Genomic DNA, 21,064 nt, shown 5'->3' with positions numbered 1-21,064 from the left:
CGTTGATCGTCTGTACGCGTCCATGCAAATCCGTGGCTGTCTGACCCTCGTTGGGGGCCAAATTTTCGGCGATTGACCAGTTCGAGTCCTGAATTGGAGTTGCCATGCTTACGGTCATTCAAATCCAGAATCTCCAGCCCCGTGCAAAGCCCTACAAGGTGTCTGACGCCGAGGGGCTGTTTATCCTCGTCCAACCGAACGGATCGCTCCTCTGGCGTCTCAAATACCGGATCGATGGCCGGGAGAAGAAGCTGGCGCTTGGGAAGTACCCTCAGGTCAGCTTGAAAGCCGCACGGGAGAAGCGCGACGAGGCCCGGAAGAAGATCGCCGAAGGCGTCGATCCGGGCAAGCAGCGGCGCGAGGCGAAGATCAAGGCGATGACAGAGGCGCGCAACACGTTTCGCCTCGTTGCCGACGAGTATATTGAGAAGATGGCTGTTGAGGGAAAGTCGCCCGCAACTCTCAGCAAACTGCGGTGGTTTCGGGATCTTCTCAATCCCTACATTGGCCATGTCCCGGTCGCAGAGGTGTCACCACACGAGCTGTTGGCGGCGCTTAAGCGGATCGAGAGGCGCGGACATCACGAAACGGCGCTGCGGACCCGCTCGTTCGCTGGCCGCGTCTTTCGATACGCCATTGCGACGCTTCGCGCTCAGTACAATCACGCCGACGTTCTGCGCGGCGCGCTCGTCATTCCCAAGGTCAAGCATCGCTCAGCAATCCTCGAACCCAAAAAGGTCGGAGAGCTGCTGCGCGCGATTGGCGATTATACCGGCCGGGTCGAAACGCGGATCGGTCTGCAACTGGCGGCCCACGTCTTCCTGCGTCCCGGCGAGATCCGAACCGCCGAATGGGATGACATCGATCTGGCCGAAGCGGTTTGGCACGTTCCTGCCGCCAAGATGAAAATGAAGCGGCCCCACACCGCTCCCCTGTCGCGTCAGAGCGTCGAGCTGCTGCGCGAACTGCAATCGCTCCAGCATCCGTCCACCTACCTCTTCCCGGCCTTCCACACGCCGAAAAAGACGATGAGCGAAAACACCCTGAACCAAGCACTGCGCCGGATCGGCTACACCAATGAGGAAATGACCGCGCACGGGTTCCGCGCGGTCGCTAGCACGCTGCTCAACGAGTCTGGTCGCTGGCATCCCGACGCCATCGAGAAATCGCTCGCCCATCACGATCCTGACCGCGTTCGCTCGGCGTATAACCAGTCCGCACGGACAGAGGTTGTATCGCAAGGGCCTCCACGTTTGCCTTGGCGCGGCTTATCACGATTTGGTTCTCGCGACCGCCTTCGACTTCGTGAGCTTGATATCTGGAGCAGATTGTTTTCCAACCACCTTGTCGCCTGCGCTCTTCCAACGGCCGCTATCTATCAGGTGCGAGCTTGCGATGGACAGCCGTGAACAGCCCGGGATTTCCCGCAGCGTCTCCTTCAGGCTTGCAGCGATCGACGCGGGAAGCCAAGGGTTGAGGTAGATTCGACCTATCAGATTGACGGGAAAGTCAATGGCAAGGGCCGGACGTTGCGGCTCAGCCGTTTCGCATATTATCCGATATTCGGTTTCCGGTTCGAATCCCCAGCGCTTGACGAAGGGTAGCCGGTCAAGGTCAGCGGAACTCAACGCTTCCACTCTTTCTAAAATGAGATAATCGACATTACCAAACCGCACGCCGGGAAGTTCGACAAGCCTCGCCTCGAGCGGCTCACGGCGAATTTCAATGCACGCACCATCGGCCGTATTCGTAAACACGCGCCAATGGTGATAGGTCTCTCGACATGTTGCAGCACAGAGCCCGTACAACCCTCCGAGATCTCGATCTTCCTTGTAAAGCGACATGAAATAGCGGTCGTTACGGTCGTCCCAAGTTTGTGGATCGAGAAGTGGAAGCTCCTTACGGCGCAGTATATCGATAACCGCCGCGATTGACGTGTATCGGCGGATAAATGTTGGTTCCTGATCGGACGCTATATCGCCATTCCCCGCTCTCTTTATTGTCATGGTCATCTCCACTTTGATCCTCGTTGATGCTCTTCTCACAGGTTGACCGAAGCAAACTTTCCACGCCCTCGTCCATCCCCGGCATCATTGGGGCCACGACTTACTGAAAATCCCCCATGGGGGCCACGATGTGGAGCCCTTTTGGCCCCCAAAAGACTCTATCTCGGCAACCCCGCAAGCACCTTCGAGCCATAAAATCTAAGCTTCTTTGGCTCGGCGCTCCACCGATGTGAGTCCTAGTGACGTAATCTTGATGAAAAATTGTCGGCTGTGTGCGGACGGCTTTCAAAATAGACGGGCGCGGTTTTCCGCCAGTTTCTTCTCAAAACAATGCGGAACTAAATTCGGGTCCTGAATTCGGTCAGGCCCGGATTGCGGGGGCCACAGAATCTCCGTCGAAATAACCTATGCTATTTCAGTATGATATAGGCGGAATGCCGGTCCTGTAAGCGCACCATTTTCCCATTCATTTGCCCGCAAGCGCCGAAATGCGATAGCCTGCAGCCAGCATAAGCCATTTGCTTATGCTGTGTTGCGATTGTAATACGGCGGGTGAGCATGAACTGGTTCCGCAAACCCGACCGTCCCGATCCGATCCCCGTCGCGGTGCCGGGTGGGCCCGTTTTCGATGCGCCGCTGCCGCCGCCGGTCGTTCCCGAAACGCGGCGGCGCAAATGGCTGCGCCGGATCTCGCGCGGCTTTGCCATCTTCTCGATCATCTTCATCCTGCTCGTCGGCTGGCTGGCGCTCACCGCGCCGCTGTCCAAATCGCTCGAACCGATCGCGCCGCCGCAGATCACCTTGCTCGCGTCCGACGGCACGCCGATCGCGCGGATCGGGGCGATCGTCGATACGCCGGTCAAGGCGAGCGCGCTGCCCCGGCATGTCACCGGCGCCTTCCTCGCGATCGAGGACCGGCGTTTCTACGACCATATGGGCGTCGATCCGCGCAGCATAGCGCGCGCGGTGTGGAGCAATGTCACCGGCGGACGGACGCAGGGCGGCAGCACGATCACCCAGCAGCTGGCGAAATTCACCTTCCTGACCCCCAAACGCACCCTCGGGCGCAAGGCGCGCGAGGCGCTGATCGCCTTCTGGCTCGAAGCGTGGCTGACCAAGGACGAGATTCTCGAACGCTATCTGTCGAACGCCTATTTCGGCGACAACACTTATGGTTTGCGCGCCGCGTCGCTGCATTATTTCTATCGCCAGCCCGAAAAGCTGACCCCGGCGCAGGCGGCGATGCTCGCGGGGCTGGTGCAGGCGCCCTCGCGGCTGGCGCCGACCAAAAACCCCGATCTGGCCGAAAAGCGCATGCAACTGGTGCTGAACGCGATGGTCGCGACGGGCTATCTGTCCGAACGGGAGCGAAAGGCGCTGGGCACCCCGCGTATCGACGTGCGCTCGCGCAACACCTTGCCAACGGGGACTTATTTCGCCGACTGGGCGCTGCCCGAGGCGCGCAAGCTCAGCGACGTCGGCTATTCGCGCCAGACGATCAAGACGACGCTCGACGCGCGGTTGCAGGCGGTAGCGCGGCGGGTGACGAGCCGCGCCGGGGTCGGGCAGGCGCAGGTCGCGCTGGTCGCGATGCGCCCCGATGGCGAAGTCGTCGCGATGGTCGGCGGCAAGGATTATGCCGCGTCGCCGTTCAATCGGGTGACGCAGGCGCGGCGCCAGCCGGGCTCGACCTTCAAATTGTTCGTCTATCTCGCCGCGCTCCGCGCGGGATGGGAACCCGACGATGTGATCGACAATCAGCCGATCGAAACCGGCTCGTACCGCCCGAAAAATTCGGGTGGCGCTTATTCGAAAACGATCACGCTCGAGGATGCGTTCGCGACGTCGAGCAATGTCGCCGCGGTGCGATTGCTGCGCGAGGTCGGCGACGACAAGGTGATCGACATGGCGCGCGACCTGGGCGTCACCGCGCCGATGACCAAGGGCGACCCCAGCTTGGCGCTCGGCACGTCGAGCATGACCCTGCTCGAACTGACCGCCGCCTATGCCGCGGTCGCCGCGAACAGCTACCCGGTCGTCCCGCATGCGTTCGCGGGCGAGGACAAGGGCTGGTTCGAAAATCTGATTTCGGGGCCGAGCCGCTTTGGGTCGGGCGTCCATGACGCGATCGAACAGATGCTGCGCGCCGCGGTCAACCGCGGCACCGGCCGCGCCGCGCGGCTGCCGCAGGCGAATTTCGGCAAGACCGGGACCAGCCAGGACAATCGCGACGCGCTGTTCGTCGGCTACGCCAACGGGCTGGTCGTCGGGGTGTGGATCGGCAATGACGATAATTCGCCGCTGCGCGGCATATCGGGCGGCGGGCTGCCGGCGCGGATGTGGCGCGATTTCATGACCCAGGCATCGGGACAGAAAGCGGCGCCGCCGCGGCCGACCAACCCCCGCGGCCCGGTCGAACCGCAGGATATTCCCGACATCGGCGAGATTCCGATCGGCGACAACAGCAGCGTGGCGATCGACGACGGCGACGCGGTCATCTCGACCGAAATCAACGGCAGCCGCATCGACCTGCGCCTGCCGATCCCGAAAGAGGCACCCACGGAATCCCCGCCGCCGCCGCCGTGAGAGGCTGAGCGGGTTCAAGAATGACGTTGTGCTCCCGCCTTCGCGGGGAAACGGGGATTTTCTAAAGCCTCAAGTGAGAGGCGATCAGTCCGCCAGCAGCGCGAACCCGCCCTTCGCCATCGTCTGGCCATTGACGATCAGTTCAACATCGTGCCGCCCCGGGTGATGCCGCCGCGTGCTGAAATCGCGGATGGTCTGGCTGATACGCAGCTGGGCGGCGGCACCCCCCGCGAGGTCGAAGGTTTTCCATTTGAACACCTTCGCTGCGCTCTTCCCGCCCGCACGCGCGTAATGGACGCGGTAATCGACCACCAAAGGCTGATCTGCCGTGGAATCCGAAACGATTTCGGCGGTGATCGCAATCCGCTCGCCCAGTCGCACCACCGATGGCTCGACCGCAAATTTACGCACCGTCACTGCCGCGCCATGGCCGACCCCGATCAGCGCCAGCGCGCGTGGCTCGCCCTGTTTGATCAGGGTGCGCAGCGCGTGGCGGATGATCCAGACCGTATGGGGATCGACCTGCGGCCAGTCCGCCAGCCGAGCGAGCAGCCAGTCGGGGCGGTCCTTGGCAATGTCGTTCAAATGATTGGCGACCGATTTGCGGACATAGAGGCTGGGATCGGCCTTCAGCGCCTCCAAAATATGCGCCGCGCGGGTCGGGTCGGCCTTCAGCGCCGGGACGCGCGCCGCCCACGGCAGGCGCGGGCGGCCGCCTTCGCTGGCGAGCCGCCGGATATGCTCGTCGTCGCTGCCGGTCCACCGCGCCATCGTCGCGAGCGCGCGATCGGCATCCTGCGCCAGATACGGCCGGATCGCGAACTCGGCGGTGCCAAAGCGGGTCAGCGCGGCGAGCGCGTCCATCGACCGGTCAAACTCGTCCAGCCCATAGCGCGCCACATATTCGGTCACCGCCACCACCTGAAACCCGTGCGTCAGCCGCGGCGCCATTGCCCCGATCACGTCCAGCGCCGCCGCATAGTCGGCAGGCAGCGCGGGACGCAGCGCGCCCGCGATATGGCGCACCCGCTCCATGATCGACAGCGCGTCGAGGCCGGTCGATGCCGCGGCAAGGAACGCCGATCGATCGAAGCGCGGCGACGCGGCGACGCCCGCGTCGGCGATCACCGTCAGCGCCTGTGGACCCAATATGTCCTTCAGCAGGGCAGGGGCGCTGTCCGAAATTGGGGTGATCCCTTCAGCGCCGCTCGACCAGCCCGCCGCCCAGCGCGACGTACAGCGTCACCAGATTGTCGACCTGCGCACGGCGCAGTTCGATCAGCGTCTGTTCGGCGGCGAACAGATTGCGTTCGGCGTCGAGCACTTCGAGATAGGTCGACACGCCTTCGCGATACCGCTTGCGCGCGAGATCGGCGATGCGCCGCTGCGCCAGTGTGCCGCGCTCCTGCGCCTCGACCTGCTCGGCCAGGAAGCGGCGCCCGGCGAGTGCATCGGCAACCTCGCGGAACGCCCCCTGCACGGTGCGCTCATAGGTCGCGACCGCGATATTCTCGCGCGCTTCGGCGACGGTCAGATTGCCCTTGTTGCGACCGAAATCGAAAATCGGCAGGCTGATCGACGGACCAAAGCTCCAGCCGAATCCGTCGTTGCTGAACAAATTATCGAGCGAGCCCGAAGCGAAACCCAGATTGCCGGTCAGCGAGATCGACGGGAAGAACGCCGCCCGCGCCGCGCCGATATTCGCGCGCGCGGCGCGCAGCCGTTCCTCGGCCGCCAATATGTCGGGGCGGGCGACGAGCAGGTCCGACGGCAGGCCGGCGGTCAGCACCGGCGACTGCCCTTGCGCGACGAGCGGCAGCGGCGCGGGCAGGGGCCCGGGCACCGGGCCGCCGGTCAGCACGGTCAGGAAATTATCGGCCTGCGCCTTGCCGAGCTTCAGGCTCGCCAGCTGCGTTTCGGCCTGCGTCAGCAGCGTTTCCGACTGGCGGTAATCGAGCGCCGAGGTCACCCCCGCGTCGAGCCGCCGCTTCGCAATGCGCAACCCTTCCTTGCGGCTGGTCACCGTCGCCTCGGCGAGGGCAATCTGTTCCTCGGCGCCGCGCGAGGCGAAATAGGTCGACGCGACGTCGCGCACCAGCGCCAGCCGGAACGCGCGCTCGGCCTGTTCGGTCGCCAGATACTGGCTGCGCGCCGCTTCGGACAGATTCTTGACCCGCCCCCAGAAATCGAGCTCGAACGAGGTAACCCCCACCCCGACCGAATAGCGGCTCGTCGTGTCGGTCCCGGCGCCGGTCAGCGACGGCCCGCGGGTGCGGGCGGCATCGGCGCTGACGCCCACCGTCGGCAGGCGGTCGGCGTCCTGGATGCGATAGAGCCCGCGCGCTTCCTCGATCTGCGCCACCGCCACCGCGAGGTCGCGGTTGCGGTCGATCGCCTGCGCGATCAGCACCTCGAGCTGCGGGTCGGCAAAGAAATCGCGCCAGGCGACGTCGGTCGCGCGCTGGCCCAGCGTCACATCGCCGATGAACGCCGGCGGGTAATCGGGTGCGGTGGGCAGCGCCGGGCGCTCGTGCGGCGGCGCCATGTTGACGCAGCCGGCGAGGGTCGTCGCCGCGAGCAGCGCGATCAGCTTACGCATGTCCGGGCTCCTCATGATGGCCTTTTTCGGCGGGCGATGGTGGCCGTTTGCGGCTGATCCATTTGCGCACCGACAGGTAGAACAGCGGGATGAAGAAGACGCCGAGCAAGGTTGCCGCGATCATGCCGCCCATCACCCCCGACCCGACCGCGATGCGGCTCGCTGCCCCCGCGCCGGTCGCAATCACCAGCGGCACCATGCCCAGGATGAACGCCAGGCTGGTCATGATGATCGGCCGCAGCCGCAGCTTCACCGCTTCCATCACCGCGTCGAGGGTCGATTTGCCCTCAGCCTCCTGCTCGATGGCAAATTCGACGATCAGGATCGCATTCTTGGCCGACAGGCCGATGATCGTGATCAGCCCGACGTTGAAATAAATGTCGGCGCTGAGCCCGCGGAACATCGAGAACAGCACCGCGCCGAGCACGCCCAGCGGCACCACCAGCAGCACCGACACCGGCACCGACCAGCTTTCATAGAGCGCTGCGAGCAGCAGAAAGACGACGACCAGCGACAGCCCGAGCAGCAGCCCGATCTGCCCCGCCGACTGTTTCTCCTCATAGGAGATGCCGGTCCATTCGAACGCGAATCCCGCGGGCAGCCCTGCGGCCAGCCGCTCCATCTCGGCCATCGCCTCGCCGGTCGACTGACCCGGCGCGGGTTCGCCCGAAATCGTCATCGCGGGATAGCCGTTGTAGCGCTGCAACTGCGGCGCTTCCGCCGTCCATTCGGCGGTGCTGAACGACCCGAACGGCACCATGTCGCCGTTCGCGCTGCGCACGCGCAGTTCGACGACGTCCTGCGGCGTCATCCGGCTCGCGGCATCGGCCTGGAGCAGCACGCGCAGCACGCGGCCCTCGCGGGTGAAGTCGTTGGCATAGGCGCTGCCAAAGGTGATCGCGAGCGTCGCGTTGACGTCGCCGATCGACAGCCCCAGCGCGCGCGCCTTGATCCGGTCAATGTCGACCTTCAGCACCGGCGCATCCTCCTGCCCCTCGGGGCGGACATTGGCGAGCAGCTTGCTCTGCATCGCGCCGCCCAGCATCTGGTTGCGCGCGCCGATCAGCGCCTCGCGCCCGTTGCCGCCGCGGTCCTGCAGTTTGAAAGTAAAGCCGCTCGCGGTCCCCAGTTCGGCGATCGATGGCGGGCTGAGCGAAAAGACGAACGCCTCCTTGATCCCCGAAAACACCCCCATCGCCTTGCCGGCAATCGCGTCGGCCCCATCGCCGTCGCCCGTGCGTTCGTCCCAGGGTTTCAGCGGCGTGAACATGATCGCATTCGCCTGACCCTGCCCGAAAAAGCTGAAACCATTGACCAGCACGACATTGGCGACCTGCGGCTGCTCGGCGAAAAAGGCTTTGACCTGCTTGGTCGCTTCGTTGGTCCGCTGCGTCGTCGCGCCCGGCGGCGCCTGGACGACGGTGATCAGATAGCCCTGATCTTCCTGCGGCAGGAACGAGCCGGGCAGGCGGGTGAACAAGAGCGCGGTGACCGCAACCAGCGCCAGAAACACGCCCAGCCACCGCAGCGGCGCCGACAGCATCGTGCCGACGCTGCCCTGATAGCGATCGGTGGTCCGCCCGAACCAGCCGTTGAACCAGCCGAAAAAGCGATCGACGCGCGCGCCGATCGGGCCGCTGCGCCTGGCCGCATCATGCGGTTTCAGCAGCGTCGCGCACAGCGCCGGGGTCAGCGTCAGCGCGAGCAGCGCGGAGAAGGCGATCGAGATCGCCAGCGTCAGCGAGAATTGGCGATAGATGCCGCCGGTCGATCCGGGGAAGAACGCCATCGGAATGAACACCGCGATCAGCACCAGCGTGATGCCGATGATCGCGCTGGTGATCTGCGTCATCGCCTTCACCGTCGCTTCATAGGGCGACAGATGTTCCTCGTTCATGATCCGCTCGACATTCTCGATCACGACGATCGCGTCGTCGACCAGAATGCCGATCGCCAGCACCATGCCGAACAACGTCAGCACGTTGATCGAAAAGCCGAACATCCACAGCCCCAGGCACGCGCCGGCCAGCGCGATCGGGACGACCACGGTCGGGATCACCGTCGCGCGCCAGTTCTGCAGGAACAGGAACATCACCAGGAACACCAGCACCATCGCCTCGGCGAGCGTGATGACGACCTCTTCGATCGACAACTGAATGAACGGCGTCGTGTCGTAAGGGATCGACCAGGTGATGTCGGGGGGAAAGCTTTTCGACAATGTCTCCATCCGCTCGCGGATGCCCGCCGCGGTCGACAGCGCATTGGCGCCGGGGGTCAGCTGGACCGCCATCCCCGCCATCGGCTTGCCGTTGAGTTCGGACGAAAACAAATAGCTCGCCGACCCCAGTTCGACGCGCCCGACATCGCCCAGCGTCACCGCCGACCCGTCGGGGTTGGCGCGCAGGATGATGCCCGCGAACTGTTCGGGGGTGGTGAAGCGGCCCTGCGTTGTGATCACCGCGTTGAGCTCGGCCCCCTTGGCGAGCGGCTGGTCGCCCAGCTGGCCGCCCGGGGTCTGGCTGTTCTGTTCCTGCACCGCGCCCAGCGCCTCGGCGGGGGAGAGGTTGTACGACGCCAGCTTTTGCGGATCGAGCCAGATGCGCATCGCATATTCGGGCGCGAACGCCTGCACATTGCCCACCCCGTTCACCCGGCGCAGCTCGTCGAGGACGCGGGTGTTGGCGAAATTATTGACCTCCATCGGGTCGGTGTTGCCGCTTTTCGACGTGATCGCGACGATGAGCAGAAAGCCCGAATTCGCCTCGGTGACCGAAATGCCCTGGCGGCGGACATCCTCGGGCAGTCGCTGTTCGACGCGGCGCAGGCGGTTTTGCACCTCCATCTGTGCATTATCGATGTCGGTCCCCGCCTCGAAGGTCAGGGTGATCGACGCGGTGCCGTTCGATTCGCTGGTCGAGGCCATGTAGAGGAAACCCTCGACCCCGTTCAGTTCCTGCTCGATGACCTGGGTGACATTCTGCTCCAGCGTCTTGGCGTCGGCGCCCGGATAGGTGACCCCGATCGTCAGCGACGGCGGCGCGACCGACGGATATTGTTCGACCGGCAGGCCGCGCAGCGCGATGATGCCCGACAGCAGGATGCCGATGGCGATGACCCACGAAAAAATCGGGCGGTCGATGAAAAAACGGGGGGTCATGATGGTTTCCCGTCAGCGCTTCGGCGCGGCGGATTTGGTCGCGACGCGGACCGGCTGGCCCGGCTGGACCTTTTGCAGCCCGTCGACGATCACCCGGTCGCCGGGTTTCAGCCCCTCCAGGATCGCCCATTGCCCCGCCAGCATCGTGCCCAGTTTGACCGGGCGCGGCGATGGAATATTCTTGGCATCGAGCACCATCACCGTCGCGCTGTCGGCCGCCAGCTTGACCGCGCGCTGCGGGATCAGCACGCCGTCCGACCGATTGCCGACGAACATCCGCGCGCGCACGAACTGACCCGGCAGCAGCGCGTCGGCGGGATTCGGGAATTCGGCGCGCAGCGCCGCGGTGCCGGTGCCCTCGTCGATCGACAGGTCGAGGAAATCGAGATGGCCGACGACCGGATAGGCGCGGCCGTCCTCCAGGATCAGCTGGACCTCGACCCGCTCGAGCTCGGGCACGCGCAGCTTGCCCGACGCGATGTCGCGGCGGATCGCCATCAGGTCCGAACTCGACTGGCCGAAATTCACATAGACGCGGTCGATCTGTTCGATCGTGGTCAGCAAGGTGCCGGCGCCGGCGCTGACCAGTGCCCCCTCGGTCACTTCGGCGCGCCGCGCGCGCCCCGAAATCGGGGCGGTGACGGTGGCATAGCCCAGGTTCAGCCGCGCCGATTCCAGATTGGCGCGCGCCGCCGCAACATCGGCCTCGGCGGTGCGCTGCTGCGCGATCGCGGCGTCATATTCCTGCTTGCCGATCGCCTGGTCGGCAAGCAGCGGCTGGTACCGGTTGACGACCTGGCGCGCGTTGGCGGCGGTCGCCTGCGCGCGGGCCAGCTGCGCGCGCGCCGCATTGGCGCTGGCGCTCAGCTGGCGGGGATCGATCCGGAACAGCGCGGCACCCGCCGGGACGATGCTGCCTTCGTTGAACAGCCGCCGTTCGACGATGCCATCGACGCGGGCGCGCACTTCGGACGTGCGATACGCCTGTACGCGGCCGGGCAGTTCGATGACATTGGGCACCATCTGGGTGCGGATCGTCACGATATTCACTTCGGGGGGCGGCGGCGCGGGGGGCGCTTCGGGCGCGCAGGCGGTGAGCAACAAGGCCAGCGCGGCGGCGCTGACGCTGGCAAAGGAACGAGCGCGACTCATAATGACCCCTGGATAATGCTGTATTGTGAAACGGGAAGGACGCGAAAAAATCATTGCGTTGGGCGAGATGTAATTTAAATTACAGAAAAGCGCAAGGGAGAGAATCGCGCATGATACCGTCCGAACTGCTCGGCTGTCCGGCCGAGCCGCCAACGCTGCGCGAGCGGCGCCGGGGTGCCATCCTCGACGCCGCCGAGGCGCTGTTTCTCGAACAGGGCTATGATCGCACCAGCCTGGCCGAAATCGTCAAGCGGTCGGGCGGGTCGCTGGCGACGCTCTATGACCTGTTCGGCAACAAACAGGGGTTGCTGCACGCGATCGCGTCGCGCTGGGGCGATGAAACCGCGCTCGAACCCGTCGACCGCACCGCCGCGCCGCACCAGTCGAATGCCGAGGTGCTGACGCGCTATGCCCGGCGCCAATGCGAAATGATGCGCTCACCGCGCGCCGTCGCGCTGATGCGGATGCTGATTTCCGAAAGCTTGCGCGACCGCGAGTTCGCCTTGCAGATCTACCGCGACCTGCACATCCCGGCGGTCGAGGAATTGTCGGCGCTGTTCGCCGGCTGGGCGGCGGCGGGCGAGGCGCAGATCGACGATCCCGAAGCCGCGGCAAAATTGCTGCTGAGCATCGTCATCGGCGATTCGATGCTCCACACGCTGGCGGGGCTCGACGACGAATGGCTCGACAATGATCAGCTCGACTGGCGCCTCCGGCCGTTTCTGGCGCATTTCAAGATCGCTTAGCGCGGCCGCACGTCGCGGCATTTGTTGACACAGCTGTCAATAACTGAAAGCCTGCTGTCTTCGGCATCGGGAGCATTGCATCGTGGCCACCACCGCCCTGCCAACGGCTGGCCGCCCCGATGACGCCGCGCCGCTGCGCCCGCGTGCCGTCGCCGCTTATGCTGCGACCGCCGGGCCGACGGTCATCCTCGCGCTGCCGTTCAGCGTCTATCTGCCGCCCTATATTGCCGAGGGCGGGGTGATTTCGGTGGCGCTGGTCGGGCTGCTCTTTTCGCTCACCACCATCTGGGACGGCGTCGTCGACCCGCTGATCGGGACGATGGTCGACCGCGTCCGCACCGGCGCTGGCGCGCATCGCCGCTGGATGCTGCTGGCGCTGGCGCCGCTGTCGCTGCTGCTGCTGGCGCTCGTCACCGTCGGCGACCAGCTGCCCTTCGCCGCGCTGTTCCTGATGATGGTGCTCTTTTATTCCAGCTTCAGCCTTTACGAGGTGGCGCAGCTGTCGTGGGGTTCGGCGCTGGTGCGCACGCCGCGCGACAGCGCGCTGCTGTACGGAATGCGCGATTGGTTCGCAAAGATCGCACTGATCCTCGCCTTCGCTGCACCCGCCGCGGCGCAAATCCTGATCCCCGGGGTCAGCTTGCAGGGTCGGATCATGGCCTATGCCAGCCTGTTCCTGCTGATGGTGCCGATCGCGCTGGTCGCGATGCGCATCGTGCCGCCGCGCGCGGTGGTCGCCGAACCGGGGATCGGCTGGCGCCACGAAATCCGCGCGTCGCTGTCCTTCCCGCCGCTGATGTTGCTGCTCGCCGTGCAATTCCTCAACAGCTTTGCCTTTGGCTCGCTGACCTCGCTGTTCGTCTTCTTCGCCGCCGCGGTGCTCGACCTCGACGGACAAAGCGCGGTGTTGCTGTTCGCCAGCTTCATCGGCGGCGCGATCGCGTCGCCGATCTGGACCTGGCTCGCGCGGCGTTATGGCAAACCGCCGATGATGGTCGCGATGGGGCTGCTGATCTCCAGCCTGCTCGTCGCGACCCTCTTTCAAACGCCGCGCGGCGTCGCTCAGGCGGCGGGCTTCTCGGTGATGCTCGGCACCGGTTTTGTCGGATTGCTGTTCACCCATTCGATGCTGGCCGACCTGATCCCGCGCGATGCCGCGCGCTGCGGGCGCAGCCGGTCGGCGTTCCTTTTCGCGCTGCTCAACCTGATGCAGAAATTCGGCGTCGCTGCCGCGATCGCGGTCAGCTACGCGCTGCTCGACCTCGTCGGCTTCGATCCGCTCCGCGGCGATGCCGCGGCGCGCGAACTGCATCTGCTGTTCGCGCTCCAGCCGACGCTCAGCTGGCTGGTCATGGTCGCCCTGCTGCTGTGGATGCAGCGCGCCCTCGCGCGCGACGCCGACCCCGCACTTGCAATCGCACCGCCGCGCCAGTAAAGGCCGCTTTCATTCGGACAGATGCGCCGTTTTCCTTCCGCCTTTCGCCGACCTGCTCGGAAAGGGTGGGCGGACTATTGCCCAAAGCACGCTTGACGCGCAGGGCACGGCAACCCATCTGGCCCGAAGCTGAATATTATTAGGACAGGACGATCGACATGGCGAAAACCAGCCCGGCTGAGTTCATCAATCAGGTGCGCGCCGAAGCCCGGAAAATCGTTTGGCCCACGGGACGCGAAACGGTGCAGACGACGATCATGGTGCTCATCATGACGACGATCCTCGCGCTGTTCTTTTTCGGCGTCGACACGGTTTTTAACGCGATCGTCAGCTGGCTGACGTCGCTCGCGCGCTAATCGCCCGCGGTTACAGGGACAGGATACGGACACACATGGCGCGCTGGTACATCATTCACGCCTATTCGGGTTTCGAAAACAAGGTGCGCGATTCGGTGCTTTCCGAAGCCGAACGCATGGGCCTCACCGATTTCGTCGAAGCGGTCGAGGTGCCGGTCGAAACCGTCACCGAGGTAAAGCGCGGCAAGAAGGTCCAGGCTGAACGTAAGTTCTTCCCCGGCTATGTCCTCGCCAAGCTGACGATGACCGACGATGTTTATCACCTTGTGAAGAACACGCCGAAGGTGACCGGATTCCTCGGCTCGATGGGCAAGCCGCAGGCGATCAGCGAAGCCGAGGCCGCGCGCATCCTGAACAGCAAGGAAGAGGCTGCGGCGCGTCCGAAGCAGGAAATCCGCGTCGATTACGAAATCGGCGATCAGGTCAAGGTGCTCGACGGTCCCTTCGCCAGCTTCAACGGGCTGGTCGAGGAACTCGATTTCGAAAAGGCACGCGTCAAGGTGTCGGTGTCGATCTTCGGTCGCGCCACTCCGGTCGAACTCGACTTCGAACAGGTCGAACGCTTCAAATGATCTTCTCTTCCCCCTTGATGGGGGAAGGATACGCAGCCTTGTCGCGCAGCGATTAGGCGGAGTTGGATGGGGGTGATGGTGCATCCTGGCACCGTCGCTTCGGGCTGAAGCCGCACCCCTTCCGCTGCAACTAGCCAGCAAGCTGGCAAGTTTCGCTGCCTCCCCCATGAAGGGGGAGGGTAAGGGGGCCGCACGATGACAACCCTCTCTCCCGAACAGGTTCAGGCGCGGATCGAACGCGCGCGGGAGATCCACGCCAGCGTCGACGCGGCGAAGGTCGTCGGCGCGGTCGCGCGATTGTTCGATCTGATCCCCGCCGACGAACCCGACGAATTCACCTTTCCGGCGCTCGCGACCACCGCGCGCGAGCGGATTTTCGGCGGGCAGGTGATCGCGCAGGCGATGGTCGCCGCGGCGCGCACCGTCGATGCGGGCAAAGAGGTTCATTCGCTCCACGCTTATTTCCTGCGCGGCGGCGACGAGACCAAGCCGCTGCATTTCCGCGTCCACCGCGATTTCGACGGGCGCAGCTTTGCCAATCGCCGCGTCGTCGTGCGCCAGGACGGCAAGGTGATCTTCAACCTCACCGCCTCGTTCCAGCTGCCGGCGCCCGGCCTGTCGCATCAGGTGCCGATGCCCGACCTGTTGCCGCCCGAGGAATGCCGCGACTTTCTGGAAACGATTGCCGCCGATCCGAACATCTCGGATCAGGCGTTCGCGCATATGGCGCGGCGGCGGCCGTTCGAGCTGCGCAACCACCGCCCGCCAGCCTCGGCAAAGGCGACGCAGCATTATCAATGGTTCCGCGTCGCGGCGCCGATCGGCGACGACCCGCTCGTTCACCGCGCCTTCCTCGCCTTTGCCTCCGACATGGGGCTGTTGTCGTCGGCGATGCTGCCGCACGGGCTCAACTGGTCGACCCCGGGGCTGTTCTCGACCAGCCTCGACCATGCGATGTGGTTCCACAACGACATCCGCGTCGACGAATGGTTCGTCTTCGTGATGGACAGCGACTGGACCGGCGGCAGCCGCGGGATCAACCGCGGTTCGATCTATCGCCGCGACGGCACCTTGATCGCCTCGGCGGTGCAGGAAGGGTTGCTGCGGCTGACCAACTGAGTTCGTGCGCCGCCACTTTGGTTGGGGCGCTGCCGCGGCAAAGCGTCAAATGGAAGCAAGGGCGTGCAGCACGATCGCAATCCCGGCGATCGCCACGACGATCAACGCTATCGTGATGATGATCTGCTGGATGACGACGATCAGCGTTCTCATAATACCCCGGTAAAACAACCGAGGTTCGCGCGACCCGCGCCGCGCGAACCTCTGTCGCGGTCAGAAATTGTAGATCAGGCCGACAATGGCTTGCGATTCCCATTTCTGGTCGATCGCGGCGCTGCGGTGGATTGCCTTGTCGAGATAGGTGCCGCCCAGCACCCCGATCATCGTCAGCCGCTCGCTGATCTGAAAGGTCGTGGTGATGTCGCCGCCCAGGTTCATCGCGCTGTCGGTGATCGGCGCGACCGGCAGGATGACGTCGCGCCCCTTGCGGATCGCCCGCGCGCGCTGTTTCGCGGTCACGCCATACATATGGTTGGCGGTCGCGCGGTCCAGGAAATTGACCTGCGCAGCGGGGCTGATCGTGACCCGTCCGATGCTGATCGGCAATTGATAGCGAAGGATGAATTCGCCGCCGTCGAAGGTGCCGGTGATGTCGTGGCGATATTCGGCGCTGAGGTCGCCCAGGCTGCTGCTGAGTGCCAGCCGGGCGCCGGCGTCGGCCGTGATCTTCTGACGGTCGCGCGCCACCGTGTTGCGCGCGGCGACAAACAGCTGCGCCGACGGAATGACGTCGCCGAGCGGGGTGTCGAGTTGAACGCCGACTTCGCCGCCCTCAAGATACAGGGGGCCCTGCTTGATCGATAGCATCGGCAGCGGGAATATCTGCGTACCCTCGCCCTCGAACGGCGATTCGATCATCAGCGCACCGACGCCGACGCTGATATGGTTGTCGTCGGGCTCCTGGGCGTTGGTGGGAAGCGCGGCGAAACTTGCGATCGCGGCGATGGCGAGAAGGTTTTTTCGTTCGGTAGGCATATGGTTTTCCTGCGATAAGCGAAGATGGAGAGCGAGGGGACGGGCGAAGACCCGTCGTGGCGCGGCGTTGACGGCGACGGCGCGCGGCTCGCAATCGATGTTTCGCGAAACAGGGTCCGGACATGCGCGAATTTGCGCAGGACAATTTCACGTTACGCGAAATTGCGCGGGTCGATGGCCTAGCCCTGTTGAGATCGCCGCGCGGCGGGCTATGCCTCCTGCGCGATGACGAAGGCGATTCGGACCACTATGCAGCTTCGCGCGTTCCTCGACGCCTGGGCGGACCTCGGGTGGCGTGGCTATGCCGTGGATATGGTTGCTTATGTGCTGATCGCATTGCTGCTGTCGGTCATCGGCCCCTTCGGCACCGACGAAGACCCGTTCCTCTGGCGCTTCAGCTACTGGACGATCATGCTGGGGGTGTTCGGCGGGATCGTCATGCCGCTGACGTCGCGCCTGCTGCGAAACAGCCGGGCCTTTTGCCGCCTGCCGGTCTTCGCAGGCGGGGTCGCCGCGCTCTGCCTCGCTGCCGTGCCGATGACGGCTTTTGTGGGATTGGGCGACGGCCTGTTCCGCCATGTCACGCAAACGGTCGACCGGCTGCCTTTTGTCGACATGGCGCAAGTCCGCGCCAGGGTCGCTCCGGCCGAGGCGTTGCATTGGACCGACGGCGCGCTGCTTTACCTGCAAGTCTTGGCGATCGTGATCGTCAGCATCGGGCTGGTTTCGCTCTATATCGTCCACCGGCATGCCGCCGCGCCCGTGCCGACGGCCAGCCCCGCGCCGCGCGCGGGCGCGCGCCTCCTGTCGCGCCTTCCCGCCCATATCGGCGCCGAAATCCTCTATCTTCAAATGGAGGATCATTATGTGCGCGTCGTGACCACGGCGGGCAACGCATTGCTGTTGATGCGGCTGCGCGATGCGATCGACGAACTCGACGGCGTGGCGGGGCTTCAGGTCCACCGCTCCTGGTGGGTCGCCGCGGATCATGTCGTGCGGCTCGCGCGCGGCGGTCGCCGCAACGAACTGCAGATGTCGGACGGGGCGATGGTACCGGTGTCGGCCTCTTATCGCGCCGCGGTCGACGCGTTCCTGATGCAGCCCGCAGGCCTGCTCACATCGGCGCGCTGATCGGGGCGCATAAGGCTTGTTTTCCGCGGCGTTTGCGCCTATGCGCGCCGCTTCGCGTCAGACAAGGGCGTGATTCCGCGCGGGAGGAAGGGGTGATGCCCTTCTGCTTGACCGCTAATTTTGAGCCCCGGACCCGTCCGCGGCGACAGAAAGACAGGAGGCCATCATGGCTAAGAAGATCAGCGGCTATATCAAGCTGCAAGTTCCGGCGGGGACCGCAAACCCCTCGCCGCCGCTCGGGCCGGCACTCGGCCAGCGCGGCGTCAACATCATGGAATTCTGCAAGGCGTTCAACGCCGCGACCGACGGTATGGAAAAGGGCACGCCGACCCCGACCATCATCACTGTGTTCGCCGACAAGAGCTTTTCGTTCGTCACGAAGACGCCGCCGGCGACCTACCTGATCAAGAAGGCCGCGAACCTGAAGTCGGGTTCGAAGGAGCCGGGCAAGATCAGCGGCGGCAAGATCGCCCGCTCGAAGCTGACCGAAATCGCCGAGATCAAGATGAAGGATCTCAACGCGAACGACCTGGAACAGGCGACGAAGATCATCGAGGGCAGCGCGCGCTCGATGGGCCTCGAAGTGACGGAGGGCTGAACCGATGGCAAAGCTGACCAAGAAGCAGAAGGCCCTTGAGGGCAAGGTTGATGCGCTGAAGCTGCACACCGTCGACGAAGCGCTGAAGACGGTGCGCGAGCTGGCCTCGGCCAAGTTCGACGAAACGCTCGAAATCGCGATGAACCTGGGTGTCGATCCGCGCCACGCCGACCAGATGGTCCGCGGCGTCGTGACGCTCCCCGCCGGCACCGGCAAGGACGTCAAGGTTGCCGTGTTCGCGCGCGGCGACAACGCCGACAAGGCGCTGGCCGCCGGCGCCGACAAGGTCGGTGCCGAAGACCTGATGGAAGACATGCTCGCGGGTAACCTCGACTATGGCCGCGTCATCGCGACGCCGGACATGATGGGCATCGTCGGCCGCCTCGGCAAGACGCTGGGTCCGAAGGGCCTGATGCCGAACCCGAAGCTGGGCACCGTGACCCCGAACGTCGCCGAAGCCGTGAAGGCCGCCAAGGGCGGCCAGATCGAATTCCGCGTCGAAAAGGTCGGCATCATCCACGCCGGCCTCGGCAAGCTGTCGTTCGGCGAGGAAAAGCTCCGCCAGAACTTCGACGCCTTTGTCGACGCGATCGTCAAGGCCAAGCCGGCCGGCGCGAAGGGCAAATATGTCCGCAAGATCGCGCTGTCGTCGTCGATGGGCCCGGGCGTGAAGGTCGACACGGCCGACGTCACCGGCGCCTGATTGGCACCGCAACGATTTAGGGAAGGGCCGGGGGAAACTCCGGCCCTTTTCTTATGGGCGAAATGCGGCTGTGAGACGGTTTCGAGATCATCCTCTATTTCCGTTCGTGTCGAGCGACGTCGAGACACGTTTGGGAAGCGCCAGTCTTCGCGTGTCTCGACGTCGCTCGACACGAACGGGATCATAAGTTTGGTTTGACCACGATAGCCCGCTATCGGTCATTAACGCTTACTCCCTCAAGCCCCGCATCGCCGCCCCTGCGGCAAACGGCCCGATCATCGTCAGCAGCAAACTTGTCGCGCTAAGCAACTTCATCGCCCCGCGCCCCGACGGATCGAGCATCCCGGCGCCAAAGATCAGCAGCGGCACCGCCAGCGGCAGCACCAGCAGCCCGCCGATCGCGCTGCCGCCCTTCAAATTGGCAGTCAGCGCCGCGCTCAGCACCGCCAGCGAGGCGAGGGCAGGGACGGCTATGGCAATTCCCGTCGCCAATAGCCTCACGCGCTCGCTATCCTGCGCGAGCAACGCCGCCGCCGGAAACAGCGCGATCATCAACGGCAGCCCAAAGGCGATCGCGTGCGCGACGATCTTGACCGCCGCGATCACCTCGTCGGCGATGCCGCGCACCGCGAGCTGGTCGAGCACCCCGGCATCGCGATCGGGCCGCACCAGCCGGTCGATCGGCAGCAAGGCGGCGAGCAAAGCCGCGACCCACACCATCCCGCCGCCCGCGCGTCGCAGCAACGGCGCGTCCGGTCCGACCGCGAACGGAAAGGCGGTCGCGACGAGCAGGAAGAACAGCACCGGCAGCCACAACGCCCCGCTGCCCCACGCCCGTCGCAGGTCGCGCCAGAACAGGGCGAGCAGGGTGGTCATTGCGCTTCTTCCTCACCCGTCATTGCAAAGGGGAGGAGCATCACGCCAAAGCCCCCATATCCAGCTCCGCCAGATCATCGATCCCCAGCGCAAAATGCGACGCCAGCAACACCGCACCGCCATTCGCGCGGTGCGCCGCGATCGCCGCGATCAGCCGCGCCTGCGCCGCATCGTCCATCCCGTTGGCGGGTTCGTCGAGCAGCCAGATCGGCGCGCCCGATGCGATGACGCGCACCATCGCGGCGCGCTTGCGCTGCCCGGTCGACAGCATCGCCACCGGCACGTCGCGCAGCGGTTCCAGCGCCATCGCCGCCATCGCGCGGTCGACGGCCTGGCCATCGACGGTATCGACCCGCGCCCAGAAATCGAGCGCGCGGCGCAGCGGCAGTTCGGCATCGAGCGCCGATGCTTCGTCGATCAGCGCGCAGCGCCCGCGGCGCTCGACCGTCCCCGCCGCGGCGCGCAGCAGCCCCGCGGCGAGGCGGATCAGGCTCGACTTGCCCGCGCCATTCGGCCCGCGCAGCCACAGCGCGTCGCCGGGCGCGAGCGCCAGTGACAGATTCTCGAAAAGCAGCCGGTCGCCGCGGATGCACGCCACCTGATCGAGCCGCAGCAATTCGTTCACGCCATATCTTCCAAGGCGTGCATGTCGTCGTCCGAAAAACCGAAATGATGCCCGATTTCGTGGATCAGCACATGGCGCACCAGCCACTCCAGCTTCTCGCCGGTCTCGATCCACTCGACCAGGATGGGCACCCGGTACAGCGTCACGCGGTCGGGCATGCCGCCGCTTTCGCTGACGCTGCGCTCGGTTAGCGGGCGGCCTTCATAGAGGCCGGTCAGGTCATAGGGATGCTCGATGTCGAGCGATTTCAAAACCTCGTCGTCGGCAAATTCTTCGATGGCGATGACGACCCCCTGAATATGCGGCAGAAACACCGCGGGCATCGTCGCCAGCGCCGCCTCCGCCATCGCGAACAGCGCGTCGGCATCGGGGGCGGCTCCGGTCCATCCGGCTGGCAGGCTGCTCTTGTCGCTCATCGCGCCCTTCCT

At 65.0% G+C, this 21,064-nt stretch carries 18 protein-coding genes; 10 read left to right on the top strand and 8 right to left on the bottom strand.

Annotated features, from left to right (window positions below; translation table 11 throughout):
• Positions 1–104 precede the first annotated feature (104 nt).
• Complete coding sequence (locus ACTIFP_RS12140; protein ID WP_439568966.1) at positions 105–1,409, top strand: tyrosine-type recombinase/integrase; 1,305 nt, start codon at positions 105–107, stop codon at positions 1,407–1,409.
• Positions 1,410–2,564: 1,155 nt separating this feature from the next.
• The gene (locus tag ACTIFP_RS12135; RefSeq protein WP_439568965.1) at positions 2,565–4,592 is read left to right on the top strand and encodes a transglycosylase domain-containing protein; all 2,028 of its coding nucleotides are present in this window, start codon (positions 2,565–2,567) and stop codon (positions 4,590–4,592) included.
• 84 nt (positions 4,593–4,676) lie between these two features.
• Here the strand turns inward: ACTIFP_RS12135 and ACTIFP_RS12130 are convergent, their stop codons facing one another.
• From ACTIFP_RS12130 to ACTIFP_RS12115, 4 genes are read right to left on the bottom strand one after another with little or no spacing between them, the layout of a single operon-like run.
• The gene (locus ACTIFP_RS12130; RefSeq protein ID WP_439568964.1) at positions 4,677–5,741 is read right to left on the bottom strand and encodes a DNA alkylation repair protein; all 1,065 of its coding nucleotides are present in this window, start codon (positions 5,739–5,741) and stop codon (positions 4,677–4,679) included.
• 49 nt (positions 5,742–5,790) lie between these two features.
• A complete protein-coding gene (locus tag ACTIFP_RS12125; protein WP_439568963.1) occupies positions 5,791–7,191 on the bottom strand; it encodes an efflux transporter outer membrane subunit in 1,401 nt (466 codons plus the stop codon).
• A complete protein-coding gene (locus ACTIFP_RS12120) occupies positions 7,184–10,348 on the bottom strand; it encodes a multidrug efflux RND transporter permease subunit (protein WP_439568962.1) in 3,165 nt (1,054 codons plus the stop codon). The genes ACTIFP_RS12125 and ACTIFP_RS12120 overlap by 8 nt, the downstream gene beginning before the upstream one ends.
• A 12-nt stretch (positions 10,349–10,360) precedes the next feature.
• Positions 10,361–11,500, bottom strand: a complete 1,140-nt coding sequence (locus ACTIFP_RS12115; RefSeq protein WP_439568961.1) for an efflux RND transporter periplasmic adaptor subunit — start codon at positions 11,498–11,500, stop codon at positions 10,361–10,363.
• Positions 11,501–11,610: 110 nt separating this feature from the next.
• On the opposite strand from ACTIFP_RS12115, the gene ACTIFP_RS12110 reads away from it, so the two are divergent.
• From ACTIFP_RS12110 to ACTIFP_RS12090, 5 genes are all read left to right on the top strand, one after another.
• Positions 11,611–12,246 carry a TetR/AcrR family transcriptional regulator gene (locus ACTIFP_RS12110; protein ID WP_439568960.1) on the top strand — a complete coding sequence of 212 codons (636 nt, stop codon included), beginning with the start codon at positions 11,611–11,613 and terminating at the stop codon, positions 12,244–12,246.
• Positions 12,247–12,328: 82 nt separating this feature from the next.
• Positions 12,329–13,681, top strand: a complete 1,353-nt coding sequence (locus tag ACTIFP_RS12105; protein WP_439568959.1) for an MFS transporter — start codon at positions 12,329–12,331, stop codon at positions 13,679–13,681.
• 158 nt (positions 13,682–13,839) lie between these two features.
• Complete coding sequence (gene secE / locus ACTIFP_RS12100; protein ID WP_439568958.1) at positions 13,840–14,037, top strand: preprotein translocase subunit SecE; 198 nt, start codon at positions 13,840–13,842, stop codon at positions 14,035–14,037.
• A 35-nt stretch (positions 14,038–14,072) separates the two neighbouring features.
• The gene (nusG, locus tag ACTIFP_RS12095) at positions 14,073–14,609 is read left to right on the top strand and encodes a transcription termination/antitermination protein NusG (RefSeq protein WP_037516051.1); all 537 of its coding nucleotides are present in this window, start codon (positions 14,073–14,075) and stop codon (positions 14,607–14,609) included.
• Positions 14,610–14,804: 195 nt separating this feature from the next.
• Positions 14,805–15,728, top strand: a complete 924-nt coding sequence (locus ACTIFP_RS12090) for an acyl-CoA thioesterase (RefSeq protein WP_439568957.1) — start codon at positions 14,805–14,807, stop codon at positions 15,726–15,728.
• A 213-nt stretch (positions 15,729–15,941) separates the two neighbouring features.
• Here ACTIFP_RS12090 and ACTIFP_RS12085 read toward each other — a convergent pair whose 3' ends face one another.
• Positions 15,942–16,703: a MipA/OmpV family protein gene (locus ACTIFP_RS12085; RefSeq protein ID WP_439568956.1), complete on the bottom strand. Its 762-nt coding sequence runs from the start codon at positions 16,701–16,703 to the stop codon at positions 15,942–15,944.
• A gap of 225 nt (positions 16,704–16,928) precedes the next feature.
• On the opposite strand from ACTIFP_RS12085, the gene ACTIFP_RS12080 reads away from it, so the two are divergent.
• The 3 genes from ACTIFP_RS12080 (at position 16,929) to rplA (ending at position 19,135) form a co-directional block, all read left to right on the top strand.
• Positions 16,929–17,834 carry a LytTR family DNA-binding domain-containing protein gene (locus ACTIFP_RS12080; protein WP_439568955.1) on the top strand — a complete coding sequence of 302 codons (906 nt, stop codon included), beginning with the start codon at positions 16,929–16,931 and terminating at the stop codon, positions 17,832–17,834.
• Between the two features lie 166 nt (positions 17,835–18,000).
• Complete coding sequence (gene rplK / locus ACTIFP_RS12075; protein WP_120218097.1) at positions 18,001–18,432, top strand: 50S ribosomal protein L11; 432 nt, start codon at positions 18,001–18,003, stop codon at positions 18,430–18,432.
• Between the two features lie 4 nt (positions 18,433–18,436).
• Complete coding sequence (rplA, locus tag ACTIFP_RS12070) at positions 18,437–19,135, top strand: 50S ribosomal protein L1 (RefSeq protein ID WP_056373862.1); 699 nt, start codon at positions 18,437–18,439, stop codon at positions 19,133–19,135.
• A 228-nt stretch (positions 19,136–19,363) separates the two neighbouring features.
• On the opposite strand, the gene ACTIFP_RS12065 is transcribed toward rplA, so the two are convergent.
• The 3 genes from ACTIFP_RS12065 to ACTIFP_RS12055 are packed head-to-tail and all read right to left on the bottom strand — an operon-like array spanning position 19,364 to position 21,052.
• Positions 19,364–20,011, bottom strand: coding sequence for a heme exporter protein CcmB (locus tag ACTIFP_RS12065; protein ID WP_439568954.1), 648 nt, complete (start codon positions 20,009–20,011; stop codon positions 19,364–19,366).
• Positions 20,012–20,051: 40 nt separating this feature from the next.
• On the bottom strand, positions 20,052–20,636 hold the full coding sequence (ccmA, locus tag ACTIFP_RS12060; RefSeq protein ID WP_439568953.1) for a heme ABC exporter ATP-binding protein CcmA: 585 nt from the start codon (positions 20,634–20,636) through the stop codon (positions 20,052–20,054).
• Entirely contained in the window at positions 20,633–21,052 is a 420-nt protein-coding gene (locus ACTIFP_RS12055) for a metallopeptidase family protein (protein ID WP_439568952.1), read from the bottom strand. Before ACTIFP_RS12055 ends, ccmA begins: the two co-directional genes overlap by 4 nt.
• Positions 21,053–21,064 lie beyond the last annotated feature (12 nt).

The sequence above is a fragment of the Sphingopyxis sp. genome (genome assembly GCF_051861155.1).
Classification (GTDB): Bacteria; Pseudomonadota; Alphaproteobacteria; order Sphingomonadales; family Sphingomonadaceae; genus Sphingopyxis.
This window is presented reverse-complemented; position numbering and strand designations above follow the sequence as displayed.

Bases quoted from the DNA above. Each gene is read 5' to 3' on its own strand.
- ACTIFP_RS12140 (WP_439568966.1), top strand. From the start codon at position 105: ATGCTTACGGTCATTCAAATCCAGAATCTCCAGCCCCGTGCAAAGCCC.
- ACTIFP_RS12135 (WP_439568965.1), top strand. From the start codon at position 2,565: ATGAACTGGTTCCGCAAACCCGACCGTCCCGATCCGATCCCCGTCGCG.
- ACTIFP_RS12125 (WP_439568963.1), bottom strand. From the start codon at position 7,191: ATGCGTAAGCTGATCGCGCTGCTCGCGGCGACGACCCTCGCCGGCTGC.
- ACTIFP_RS12120 (WP_439568962.1), bottom strand. From the start codon at position 10,348: ATGACCCCCCGTTTTTTCATCGACCGCCCGATTTTTTCGTGGGTCATC.
- ACTIFP_RS12115 (WP_439568961.1), bottom strand. From the start codon at position 11,500: ATGAGTCGCGCTCGTTCCTTTGCCAGCGTCAGCGCCGCCGCGCTGGCC.
- ACTIFP_RS12110 (WP_439568960.1), top strand. From the start codon at position 11,611: ATGATACCGTCCGAACTGCTCGGCTGTCCGGCCGAGCCGCCAACGCTG.
- secE (WP_439568958.1), top strand. From the start codon at position 13,840: ATGGCGAAAACCAGCCCGGCTGAGTTCATCAATCAGGTGCGCGCCGAA.
- nusG (WP_037516051.1), top strand. From the start codon at position 14,073: ATGGCGCGCTGGTACATCATTCACGCCTATTCGGGTTTCGAAAACAAG.
- ACTIFP_RS12090 (WP_439568957.1), top strand. From the start codon at position 14,805: ATGACAACCCTCTCTCCCGAACAGGTTCAGGCGCGGATCGAACGCGCG.
- ACTIFP_RS12085 (WP_439568956.1), bottom strand. From the start codon at position 16,703: ATGCCTACCGAACGAAAAAACCTTCTCGCCATCGCCGCGATCGCAAGT.
- ACTIFP_RS12080 (WP_439568955.1), top strand. From the start codon at position 16,929: ATGACGAAGGCGATTCGGACCACTATGCAGCTTCGCGCGTTCCTCGAC.
- rplK (WP_120218097.1), top strand. From the start codon at position 18,001: ATGGCTAAGAAGATCAGCGGCTATATCAAGCTGCAAGTTCCGGCGGGG.
- rplA (WP_056373862.1), top strand. From the start codon at position 18,437: ATGGCAAAGCTGACCAAGAAGCAGAAGGCCCTTGAGGGCAAGGTTGAT.
- ACTIFP_RS12065 (WP_439568954.1), bottom strand. From the start codon at position 20,011: ATGACCACCCTGCTCGCCCTGTTCTGGCGCGACCTGCGACGGGCGTGG.
- ACTIFP_RS12055 (WP_439568952.1), bottom strand. From the start codon at position 21,052: ATGAGCGACAAGAGCAGCCTGCCAGCCGGATGGACCGGAGCCGCCCCC.